Below are 9,418 nucleotides of genomic sequence, written 5' to 3'. Positions count from 1 at the left end.
AGATAATCATTTGCTTCGTATCTTCTGATATCTGGCAATGCGGTTTAACTAATGATGTTTGTGCGCTAAAAGTATGCTTACAGGAGTTACACCGATAACGTTGCTTACGCAATTTTAAAATAATTGGTCGTTCTTTGACTGGGGGCATTCTGACATTAATTAGGTTAGTCCCAAAACGCACTACTTCGGGCTGGCCACAAAGTGGGCAGTTCTCTAAAGGATAGGTCAGTTTGGCGTGAACAACCTGTTTGCTTGGATCACTACTATCAATATCAGTACAAATAATATTTGGGTCTTTAATTTGAAGAGTATCTTCGATAAAATGGTTTTGGGACATCTTTTCTCACTTGCCTTTACTTTTACTTTGGTCGGTACAGTGGTGCATTGGGGGAGTTGTCCTTTTTATTTTACACAAAAACTGGGTGTTGATGGAAATCCATCAACACCCAATATTCTAGAGCCAGAAAATCTAACGGGGGACTCAGCAGTCAAAAGCTGGGTCCTTTTTAGTTTGTTTGGAAAAATTAGTAACCGGTTGCTTGTATGATGATAGCGAACGCTTTCATAGACCTTTTAAATGATAGATTATCGTATTGTTAGGTATTTGTTTAACTTAATAAACATTGATTTGACGGTCATTTGTATCGAACGGCGGTTATTAATTAATTTTCGAAATAAACACGCTGTTTCGTAAAAAAATAAGTAATTCTAGTTTGTATTTTTCTAAATTGTGCTACAATAAAATTATGATTTGTAAAAGACGTTAAGCTTTTCTTAAGATTACAACTAGATTACAACTTGATCGCCTCGATTTGATGTTTCTATAAAGGAGTGAATTTAATGTCACAAGCACATACAACGGGCAAGGTTCTAGCCGGTACGGTTGGTGCCGTTGGATTATTGCTTGCTACAGGACAAGCTGCCAATGCTGCCTCGGTCACCGTTACATCTAACGATACCGTTTGGAGTCTCGCTCAAGAACACGGTGTTTCCGTCAAAAGCATTGAAAAGTTAAATAAGATTCAAGCGCTTGACGAAAATACCGATTTAATTTTTGTTGGTCAAAAAATTCAGGTTAGCGGTTCAAAAAAGGACGCTAAAGCAACTACCAGTACGACTAAAACCAAGTCAGTTTCAACAGCTAAAGGTACATATACCGTTAAAGCTGGGGATACGCTTTGGGCACTTGCTGATCAATATCACACTTCCGTACACGCCTTACAGACGTTAAACGGTTTATCCAGTGATGTGATCCTTGTTGGACAGTCCATTCAAGTTCCAGGGGCCACAACAAAGAGTGCTGCAACACCAGCTGTTGCTAAGGATGCAACTAAGGCTACTAGTGAATCCGCTAAAACGGATTCGACTAGCGCAGTTTCTGCAACGAGTTCTAGTTCAGAAGCTTCCGCAACTAGTAGCACTGAAAGTACCAGTGCAGCTTCGGTAAGTAGTCAGTCAACCAGTACGAGCTCGGCAAGTCAAGATGCCACTAGTGCAAGTACGACCTCAGTCGCTAAAGATGATTCTACTAGTACAACGAGTGCTAGTTCAGTAACAACGACTGATACGACGAGTGCTAGCTCACAAGCACCTAAGAAGACGGTCTATAAGACTGCCGTTGCTGAAACTAGCAGTAGTACTGCTAGTGCAGCCAGCCAAGCACCTGCTTCAGCAGCAAGCTCATCGTCAACTCAGACGCAGAGTCAGAGTTCCGCAACGAGTGCCAGCTCGCAAGCACCCGTATCAGCTGCTCAGAGTAGCAGTACAACTTCTACTTCGACGGCCAGCCAGGCGTCAAGTTCAGCTGCAACTTCATCATCAACCGCAACTAGTCAAGCTAGTCAGCAGAGTTCAAGTGCTGCGTCAACGACTAACACGAGTACTAACAACAATGCGGCTGCTAATAACAATGCCGACCTTGCGACCGGTTCTGTTACGGGCTTAGCATTGAAGTTGGCCAGTGCTAACATTCCATACGTATGGGGTGGTGCTAGCCTTTCTGGGATGGACTGTTCTGGATTAGTATCGTATGTTTATCAACACGCTGCGGGCATCTCATTGCCACACAGCACCACTGCACAAGAAGGGTACGTTACGACCCATTCAGTTGCCGATGCCAAACCAGGGGATATCTTATTCTGGGGTTCCCGTGGGGCAACGTATCACGACGCCATCTATATTGGTAACAACCAATATGTGGCCGCACCACAAAGTGGTCAAAACGTGAAGGTTTCGACAATTAATTCATACTTCATGCCAAGTTTTGCAGGTACGCTCAAATAACGTCAATTAGTGAAACAGCCAGTTCTCGTCGATATGCGGGAGCGTGGCTGTTTTTATGTTTAAGAAAATCTAATTTTATGATTTAAACTTCACTAAGAATGTGGTATATTAAATTTGCTGTTTTTCTAATGGAAAACTAGGACATTGTTTTAAGGGAGTGTTTAAAGTGAGTAACAGATTTGAGATCCTGGAAGAGTACCAAGAAGCTAATACCGAATTAGACCGGTTAAAAGGGCTGGTTGTGCGCCAGCAGGATCGCTCACGGGTCATAACGATTTACCCGCACTTAAAGGAGCGGGTGAGTCACTTATCCCAAAAATGTGAACAACTTGATATGCTTCTGGAAGCAATTAACGCTTCAGAGGACTAGTATAATAAAAAAAGATCCCGACACTTTCAAAAGTGCGGGATCTTTTTAATTGGATTAATGATGATTGTGAATACTAGTATCAATCCAAAATGGATACGGTTTGGATGAAAAGTAGAGATCGTAGTTCCGATTACCGATAATCTGACCGTCCATTTGACCAACTTCCACCGAATTGACGAGTAGGTGCAACTGGTTGCTACGGTAGTGGTGCACAAATCGTGAATTAAGGTGCCGGCCACCCATGAGCAGTAGGAAAAACAGCCACATGATCGTCCACCAATGTGGTTCTTCCACAACGATTAGTTCCAGTTGGTCGTCGTGTAAGTCCGCTTGTGGGAGGATTTTTACGCCACCACCAAAATAGGGGTGATTCGACGTGGTACATAAAAAGGCGTGCTTGTAGTAGTCGCGTTTTCGACCGACGTGCACGGTCAGTGGAAAGCCTTCTTGTTGTGAGTAAGCTTTTAGGGCGTTGCTCAAATAGGCCCATTTACCTAGCCGGCCCTTTTGTTTACTCCGGTTAGTATCGTCAACGATTTGGGCATCAAAACCTAACCCAACGTTGTTAACGAAATACCGGTGTTCATTTTTAAGCGTTTCGTGATAGTAGCCGATATTGAGGTCGCGTGGCCGCATGTTATTTAAAACTTGGGCGAGGGCAATCTCAGGATCAGTAGCCATACCTAGTGCCCGGGCAAAATCATTCCCGGAACCACCTGGAATATAGCCTAACGGGATTCGATGCGTACGGGGGACTTGCATAAGGCCGTTTAAGGCTTCATTTAAAGTTCCATCGCCGCCGATAACTAGTAGGACTGGAGTAATCTCCGGACGGTCAGGGACGCTTTCAGCGAATTTGGCCGCAAGTCGGGTGGTGTGACCGGCATATTCGGAGACGTGGTAGTCAAATTTAATCTGACGTTGTTCAAGAATTGGTTTAACCGTTTCCCAAACACTTTTTCCCCGGCCAGAGCCAGCTAGTTCATTAATTATAATGTCGTATTCAGCAATCAAATTTACACCTCGCAAAGATCGAGTCGGTCGTAACCGACCCTTACACCACAAAAAACCGGAACAGGATCGTTCCGGCAAGTGTTTAGTTCATAATTAACATCGGTAAAATCATTGGATGCCGTTCAGTCTTATCAAATAAGAAACTTTGTAAGTCATCAATGATCGCATTGCGAATCGTTGCTTCACTAGCTTTATCAGATTTCATCTTCCGACGAATTGTCCGAAAGACGTGACGGCGAGCTTCGTTGATCAAGTCGCCAGATTCACGCATGTAAACAAATCCACGAGATAAGATGTCTGGTCCAGCTTGGATTTCTTTCTTTTTAAGGTTGATAGTTGCAACGACAACGACCAAACCTTCTTCAGAAAGAATCTGACGATCACGTAACACAACGTTACCAATATCGCCAACGCCAGAACCGTCCACGTAAACGTCACCAGCACCGAAGTGACCAGCTACCCGGGCCGAATCTTTGGTTAAGGCAAGGACGTCACCGTTTTCAAGAATAAAGCTGTGGTCAAGTGGAACCCCACACTGTTCAGCAAGCTCAGTATGAATCTTCAACATCCGGTATTCACCGTGAATTGGCATAAAGAATTTCGGCTTCATTAAACGTAACATGAGCTTTTGTTCTTCCTGACCACCGTGACCAGAAGTATGAATGTTATTCACTTTTCCATGGATAACGTGTGCGCCAGCTTCTTCCAATTCGTTGATAACGTGGTTAACACTTAATGTGTTCCCAGGAATCGGTGAACTAGAGAAGATAACCGTATCGCCAGGCTCAACCGAAATTTGTCGGTGGGTCCCGTTAGCAATCCGTGAAAGGGCAGCCATGGGTTCGCCTTGTGAGCCAGTACATAGAATCATCACCTTGTTAGCAGGTAACGAACGAATATCGTTAGCGTCAACGATGGCTTCGTCTGGAATATCTAAGTAGCCAAGTTCACGACCATTGACGATGGCAGCTTCCATACTACGACCGAAGACTGCAATCTTACGATGATGTTCTAACGCAACTTGGGCGGCTTCTTGAATCCGTGAAATGTTGGAAGCGAAGGTGGCAAAGATAATTCGGCCATCAACGCCTTCAAAAATATGACGAATTGAATGGGCGACCCAACGTTCTGATTTGGTCCAAATTGGCCGTTCAGCGTTAGTACTATCTGAAAGTAACGCGAGGACACCGTGTTCACCTAAGTGAGCCATTCGTTGCAAGTTCGGCGGCTGGTTCGTAATTGGTGTCAGATCGAACTTATAATCCCCAGTTTCCACAATGGTGCCAGGTGGTGTTTGGACGGCAATTCCCAACGTATCTGGAATTGAGTGGGTCGTTCTGAAGAACGAAACCCGGGTCTTGCGGAACTTTAAGACGGTGTCTTCATTAATTTCGTGTAACTCGGTGGTTTTTAACAACCCGTGTTCCTCAAGCTTACCCTTGATTAAGGCTAAGGCAAGGGGACCAGCGTAAATTGGGACGTTGATCTGTTTAAGTAGGAAGGGAATCCCACCAATGTGATCTTCGTGACCGTGCGTAATCACCAATGCTTTTATTTTTTGCTGATTTGCAACTAGATAAGAGTAATCGGGGATGACGTAATCAATTCCGAGAAGTTCATCTTCGGGGAACTTGATACCGGCATCAATCAGGATAATCTCATCTTGAAATTGGATACCGTAAGTATTTTTCCCAATTTCTCCCAAACCGCCGACTGCAAAAACGGCGGTTTCGTTATTTTTAACGTTTAACCGTTTCATTTATTAAACTCCGTTAGTTGATACTCTGGATTTTTTTGTTCATAATCCAAGAAGTTACCTTCTAACGGTTCGATAAACTCAATATTGAATTCGGTATTATCTTCCACTAATACGCGAGCTGCAACTTCAGTATCTGCTTCTAAGTAGAGGGACTGAGTCGTTTCCCGTTGTGGGTTCCGTTTTTTGGTTTCTTGGTAATATACTTTGTAAATCATTAACAAAACTCCCTATAAAAAAGATTTATTTAGAAGCTAACGTTCTAAATAGTAGCAAAAATAAAAGTTTGATCCGTACACCAGGTTGTGTAAACACAACAATTATCTTACATTTTAGCATAATTTGAGATAGGTGTATACAATGTTAACTTTCTACAAAATCGGGTCAGTTGAATGCAAACTTTTATATAAAACATGCTATGCTAAATCTAGATAAAAAGGCACTTAAAATTGGTAAATTGTGAACGAGTGTACAATTGAATTGTGAGGAACCAATTATGTGGACAGTCATAACGATTATTATTGGACTGGGATTAGCTATCCTGATCTACGAAATTTTACGGCGACAAATATTGAAACGAGCAGCGTTAAAGATTCGCCGGACCGGTCAGCGAACGGCTGATGAAGGCATGCAAGTGGCGTTAGGACACTTAGCCAGTGCCGTGGAAGTACAAGAAGTTCACGGTACGATTCATTCAGTCCCAGTTGCAGATGTTTGGGGTCGGGGCGTCATGGCGTTTGAATACGTCTTGGAAACGCCGGGAATGGCAAAAGCTGACTTAGCGGAAGTCCGCCGGCTATTTAATAATCAGCTCCAGGCGTATGCGACGGCACACCAGATCATGGCGTTTCAAGATGCCGGCCCGGCGTTGCGGGTTACCGATGCTTGGCTACGGGATGGAAAACTACACATCGATGTTGCGTATTTAATGAATGAAGCAACGTTAGAATACTTAGAAGACTTACGGCGCCTGAATCCGAGCCGTTAAAAAACGGTTGACCAAATTTTGGTCAACCGTTTTTTTGATGGAACTAAAATTTACGAAATCAAAACTAAATCTTCATCAGCCGCAAACGGGTTGCTGGCATTGATGTGATCGTAGAAGAGAATCCCGTGGAGATGGTCGATTTCGTGTTGACAAACGATGGCGGGGTAGTTCTTCAGACGAATCTTCTTTTGTTCGCCGGCCATGTTGTAATAACGCAACGTAATCCGGTCGTGACGAATGACGTATCCGTCGATATCGCGGTCAACTGAAAGGCAACCTTCGCCTTCCGTTAGGGCACCGGGTTGGACCGAGTGACTAACGATGACCGGGTTAATAATAACGTCCTTGAAAATTGGGTCATCACCGTCTTTGTCGCCAGGAACTAAAACGGCGGCCATTTGTTTCGAAACGTCTACTTGCGGAGCGGCTAAACCGACTCCGGCACGTAGACCGTACTTCTTAGCCAATTCTGGATCTTGGCTATTTTCTAAGTATCCCATCATATCATTAGCTAACTTTTGGTCAGTTTCGCTGAGTGGAAACTTAACTGGCTTAGCTTCCGCGCGTAACGTATCGTTACCCTCACGGATGATATCTCGCATTTTAATCAATCCAAATTACCTCCAAAACTTTGCTGTGATCTGAACAGACCGAGCTGTTTACACTTACAAACTAGTTTAGCATAAGCACGCTATAAATTGTAGGAAGACTCCCGAAAATTAATGAAAGCGACATTGACTAACAAATTAAGTAGTTCACAATCTAACTTAATCAAAAGGCCGACTTTACGCCGTTTGAAAGGGCTTGCAAAAGGTGAAAAGCAATGGTAAATTAGACTTGTAATTATGAAAACGATTACGGGTAATGCGTTTAGTACCGTTATCCGTACGTTCATGAAAGGGATGTGTCATTTATGGACAACGAAAAACCAATTGTTGATTTTAGCGCGCTCCGTGATGGGCTGGGGAAAAATTATGAACCCGTGCAAGTAATGGATGGTCAAGCTAAAGTAATCAAACCTGAAATTGTCTCTAAATATTCAAATGATCAGTTAGTCGACTTTTTAAAACTAATGATTTGGGAACGGACTTTGCACCAACGCTCAAACGCGTTAACTCGGCAGGGGCGCCTTGGTTTCTACGCACCAACCGAAGGACAAGAAGCTAGTGAAATGGGGAGTAACAGTGCGATGAAGAAGACCGACGTCTTAATGCCGGCCTATCGTGATATTCCACAGTTAATCCAACACGGCTTGCCCGTTTACAAAGCATTCCTGTGGTCACGCGGACACGTGTTGGGGAACGAATATCCTGAAGATTTACACGCAATGCCACCACAAATTATTATCGGTGCACAATATGTCCAAGCTGCCGGGGTTGCGCTTGGAATCAAGAAGAACGGAACCGAAGATAAGGTTGCTTACAGTTACACTGGTGATGGTGGGACGTCGCAAGGGGACTTCTATGAAGGAATGAACTTTGCAGGTGCGTTCCAAGCACCCGCCGTATTCATTGTTCAAAACAACGGCTACGCGATTTCAGTGCCACGACGGAAACAAACCGCAGCACGAACGTTAGCACAAAAAGGTGTTGCAGCTGGGATTCCTAGTGTCCAAGTGGACGGAATGGATTTCTTAGCCGTATACGAAGTCACGAAGGCTGCCCGTGAATTTGCCGCTGCTGGTAATGGTCCGGTACTAATTGAAACGTTAACTTATCGTTTCGGACCACATACTAACGCGGGTGATGATCCTAAGCGTTACCGGACTAAAGATGAAGAACAACCATGGTTCGATAATGATCCGCTGATCCGTTACCGCAAGTACTTAACGGATCAGGGCGCTTGGTCAGAAGATCAAGAAAACGACTACGTTGAACAAGTTAAAGCAGACATTAAAGATGCCGTTAAACAAGCGGACGATGCACCAAAGCAAAAAATGACCGAATTTTTGAAGAATGTTTTTGAAGAACAACCACAAAACATTCAACAACAAATTACGGAATTCCAAGCAAAGGAGTCGAAGTAACATGTCAAAGAAAACGTATATTCAAGCGATTACCGATGCACTTCGATTAGAACTAGGGTCTGACGAAAAGACTTTGGTTTTTGGTGAAGACGTTGGTAAAAACGGTGGGGTCTTCCGGGCGACCGATGGCCTACAAGCTGAATTTGGCGAAGACCGTGTTTTCGATACTCCTTTAGCTGAATCTGGGATTGGTGGCTTATCCATTGGGTTAGCACTCGAAGGCTTCCGTCCAATTCCTGAAATTCAATTCTTAGGGTTCATTTTTGAAACCTTAGACTCAATTGCGGGTCAGATGTCACGGGAACGTTTCCGGACTGGCGGCACACGTCACATGCCAATCACCATCCGTTCACCATACGGTGGTGGGACGCATACCCCAGAAATGCACGCGGACTCGTTAGAAGGCTACCTCGCACAGATTCCGGGATTACGCGTGGTGACACCATCTAACCCATACGATGCCAAGGGACTTTTAATTTCCTCAATTCGTAATAATGACCCAGTTTTCTTCCTTGAAAACTTAAAATTGTACCGTTCCATGAAAGCAGATATTCCTGACGAAGCTTACACAGTACCGTTAGATAAAGCGAATGTCGTTCGTGAAGGAACTGATATTTCCTTGATCGCATACAGTGCGCAAGTTAACCAATCCTTAAAGGTTGCGGAAAAGCTTGAAAAGGAAGGCATTTCTGTTGAAGTGGTCGATTTGCGGACCTTGTCCCCATTAGATGAAGAGACCATTTTGAAGTCCGTTCAAAAGACGGGCCGGGCCGTTGCCATCCAAGAGGCACAACGTCAAGCAGGGATTGCGGCAAATGTCGCTTCCTTGATTGCTGAAAAGGGCGCCCTTTACTTAAGCGCCCCAGTTGGTCGGGTCTACGCACCAGATACGGTTTATCCGTTCGGGTTAGCTGAAGACGACTGGCTACCAGCAGAAGACGAAATCGAAGCAAAGACACGCGAAATCTTGAACTATTAGTT

10 protein-coding genes are annotated in these 9,418 nt (G+C 44.2%); 5 read left to right on the top strand and 5 right to left on the bottom strand.

The genetic code is table 11. The annotated features are described in order from the left end of the window. Positions 1-337 (bottom strand): transposase family protein (locus AAA939_RS04600; protein ID WP_338230516.1); only part of this gene is annotated, 337 nt, incomplete at its 3' end. A 503-nt stretch (positions 338-840) separates the two neighbouring features. Here AAA939_RS04600 and AAA939_RS04595 point away from each other — a divergent pair. Beyond that, the gene (locus AAA939_RS04595; protein ID WP_338209540.1) at positions 841-2,283 is read left to right on the top strand and encodes a C40 family peptidase; all 1,443 of its coding nucleotides are present in this window, start codon (positions 841-843) and stop codon (positions 2,281-2,283) included. A gap of 166 nt (positions 2,284-2,449) precedes the next feature. Next, entirely contained in the window at positions 2,450-2,653 is a 204-nt protein-coding gene (locus AAA939_RS04590; protein ID WP_057706659.1) for a hypothetical protein, read from the top strand. Positions 2,654-2,707: 54 nt separating this feature from the next. Here the strand turns inward: AAA939_RS04590 and AAA939_RS04585 are convergent, their stop codons facing one another. The 3 genes from AAA939_RS04585 to AAA939_RS04575 form a co-directional block, all read right to left on the bottom strand. Beyond that, positions 2,708-3,667 carry a diacylglycerol/lipid kinase family protein gene (locus tag AAA939_RS04585; protein ID WP_338230514.1) on the bottom strand — a complete coding sequence of 320 codons (960 nt, stop codon included), beginning with the start codon at positions 3,665-3,667 and terminating at the stop codon, positions 2,708-2,710. A gap of 82 nt (positions 3,668-3,749) precedes the next feature. Next, positions 3,750-5,426, bottom strand: a complete 1,677-nt coding sequence (gene rnjA / locus AAA939_RS04580) for a ribonuclease J1 (RefSeq protein WP_057706657.1) — start codon at positions 5,424-5,426, stop codon at positions 3,750-3,752. Then, positions 5,423-5,641 (bottom strand): DNA-directed RNA polymerase subunit epsilon, encoded by a 219-nt coding sequence (locus tag AAA939_RS04575; protein ID WP_057706656.1) that lies wholly within the window; start codon positions 5,639-5,641, stop codon positions 5,423-5,425. The genes rnjA and AAA939_RS04575 overlap by 4 nt, the downstream gene beginning before the upstream one ends. Before the next feature lie 278 nt (positions 5,642-5,919). On the opposite strand from AAA939_RS04575, the gene AAA939_RS04570 reads away from it, so the two are divergent. Beyond that, a complete protein-coding gene (locus AAA939_RS04570) occupies positions 5,920-6,411 on the top strand; it encodes a hypothetical protein (RefSeq protein ID WP_338209537.1) in 492 nt (163 codons plus the stop codon). 50 nt (positions 6,412-6,461) lie between these two features. Here AAA939_RS04570 and def read toward each other — a convergent pair whose 3' ends face one another. Beyond that, positions 6,462-7,022 (bottom strand): peptide deformylase, encoded by a 561-nt coding sequence (def, locus tag AAA939_RS04565; protein WP_338209535.1) that lies wholly within the window; start codon positions 7,020-7,022, stop codon positions 6,462-6,464. Positions 7,023-7,324: 302 nt separating this feature from the next. On the opposite strand from def, the gene pdhA reads away from it, so the two are divergent. Then, positions 7,325-8,437, top strand: coding sequence for a pyruvate dehydrogenase (acetyl-transferring) E1 component subunit alpha (gene pdhA, locus AAA939_RS04560; protein ID WP_338209533.1), 1,113 nt, complete (start codon positions 7,325-7,327; stop codon positions 8,435-8,437). Position 8,438: 1 nt separating this feature from the next. Then, the gene (locus AAA939_RS04555) at positions 8,439-9,416 is read left to right on the top strand and encodes an alpha-ketoacid dehydrogenase subunit beta (protein ID WP_003639044.1); all 978 of its coding nucleotides are present in this window, start codon (positions 8,439-8,441) and stop codon (positions 9,414-9,416) included. The last annotated feature ends 2 nt before the right edge of the window (positions 9,417-9,418 follow it).

Origin of the sequence: Lactiplantibacillus paraxiangfangensis (assembly GCF_036246185.1) — a bacterium.
Taxonomy (GTDB): Bacteria; Bacillota; Bacilli; order Lactobacillales; family Lactobacillaceae; genus Lactiplantibacillus; species Lactiplantibacillus paraxiangfangensis.
This window is presented reverse-complemented; position numbering and strand designations above follow the sequence as displayed.

Excerpts from the sequence above, each read along its gene's own strand:
- pdhA (WP_338209533.1), top strand. The coding sequence starts at position 7,325 with ATGGACAACGAAAAACCAATTGTTGATTTTAGCGCGCTCCGTGATGGG.
- rnjA (WP_057706657.1), bottom strand. The coding sequence starts at position 5,426 with ATGAAACGGTTAAACGTTAAAAATAACGAAACCGCCGTTTTTGCAGTC.
- AAA939_RS04575 (WP_057706656.1), bottom strand. The coding sequence starts at position 5,641 with ATGATTTACAAAGTATATTACCAAGAAACCAAAAAACGGAACCCACAA.
- AAA939_RS04555 (WP_003639044.1), top strand. The coding sequence starts at position 8,439 with ATGTCAAAGAAAACGTATATTCAAGCGATTACCGATGCACTTCGATTA.
- AAA939_RS04595 (WP_338209540.1), top strand. The coding sequence starts at position 841 with ATGTCACAAGCACATACAACGGGCAAGGTTCTAGCCGGTACGGTTGGT.
- AAA939_RS04570 (WP_338209537.1), top strand. The coding sequence starts at position 5,920 with ATGTGGACAGTCATAACGATTATTATTGGACTGGGATTAGCTATCCTG.